Genomic DNA, 1,580 nt, shown 5'->3' with positions numbered 1-1,580 from the left:
GACGCTTGTATATTAGAAGTATCAGTAAGGTAACAGCAAAATGTACTAAACTGATGATAAGCGCTGTGGATTAGTAAAGCTGACGTACAGATCCTAGCGGATACTGGTATATTAAGACTCTAACCACAGTCTTTTGTTGTACTGTTAATTAGTTTGATAACACGTGATTTAGCACGATGTTTAATTTAACGCAAGACTACAGGACAAGGGATTTGTGGAAAGCACAGCGCAATTTACATACGTAAGGAGCGGTTAATTTGATCTATGCAGGAATTGATGTAGCCAAGTATGAACATCACCTGTCAATTATTAATAGCGAAGGCAAAGTCTTACTAGTAGATAAACAGTTTTTGAACAATCGAGAAGGTTTCAAGACAATGCAGAGGATCTTGAAGAATGCCTTGGTAACAGACAATGGAATTGAAATTGGGCTGGAGAATACCGGTCATTATGGCTATAATCTCATTGCTTTCTTGCGAAAGCATCATTACCCTGTTTTTGCCTATAATCCTTTGTTAATCAAGAAATATATTCAGGGAAGTACTCTGCGTAAGACTAAAACTGATTCACAGGATGCCCTGAAAATCGCACAAAAATTAAGAGCAGATATCGATAAAACAAGCTTTGAAACTGACGATTCAATGATCGAATTAAAAAGTGATACAAGGTACTTGGAAGCGTTAAAGTACAAGCGGGCTAAAACAAAGTTGGCTTATATCAATGTCCTAGATCAAACCTTTCCTGAATTAACACCTGAATTAGGCGCTAGTTCAACTAAATACCGTACGTGGGTATTGACCTTACTAAAGAAGTATCCTTCAACAGAAAAACTAGCCCATGGTCAGATCGCGACTATTACAGCAATTATCAGTAAATATTCTGGTAAAAAGTACGGTGAGGCCAAGGCCATCAAGTTGCGAGAGTTAGCCAGAAATACAATCGGCCAATGTTCCGAAAGCCTTTCATTCCAACTACTGCAGCTAATTGACGCTCTTAGGTTTGAAAGTCAACAGATCAGCGAAGCTGAACAAAAAGTTGATACAATCATGGATAATATTAAGACACCGCTACTAACAGTTCCAGGCATTGGCAATACTTTGGCGGCTATTATCTTATCGGAAATCAGAAATATTGACTACTTTACTTCGCCTAATCAAATACTAGCCTTTGCCGGGGCGGAACCCTCTATTAGCCGCTCAGGAGAACAGCAGGGGGATTATGGTCACATGGTCAAGCACGGTTCACCAGAACTACGATGGGCCCTCTTCACAGCCGCTAGGCTATGTGCTCGGTTCTCACCAACCATGCGCCAGTATTATCACAAAAAAATTTCCGAGGGTAAACCGTATCTGGTAGCTTTAAGTCATGTGGTCAAAAAATTGGTACGAATTATTTTTCATATATTAAAATACAACGATTCGTGGTCAGAAAGCCGTTTAAAAGTAGATTAGTCAAACCTAAGTAGATAAACGAATAGTCTCAAAAAATATGTTTTTGAGGCTTATTTCGCATACTCAAAAACACTTAATCTAGATAAAAAAAGAATCCCAAGTTTTCTCTTGACGTAATATAGTTTGTCT

General features: G+C 38.5%; 1 protein-coding gene. It reads left to right on the top strand.

Annotated features, from left to right (window positions below; genetic code table 11):
• Nucleotides 1-257: 257 nt before the first annotated feature.
• Complete coding sequence (locus FD12_RS05660; protein ID WP_056982124.1) at nucleotides 258-1,451, top strand: IS110 family RNA-guided transposase; 1,194 nt, start codon at nucleotides 258-260, stop codon at nucleotides 1,449-1,451.
• Nucleotides 1,452-1,580: the final 129 nt, after the last annotated feature.

The organism is Lentilactobacillus rapi DSM 19907 = JCM 15042, from assembly GCF_001436255.1.
In the GTDB taxonomy this organism is placed as follows: Bacteria; Bacillota; Bacilli; order Lactobacillales; family Lactobacillaceae; genus Lentilactobacillus; species Lentilactobacillus rapi.
The sequence above is the reverse complement of the archived record's forward strand: the minus strand, read 5'-3'. Positions and strand labels throughout refer to the sequence as shown.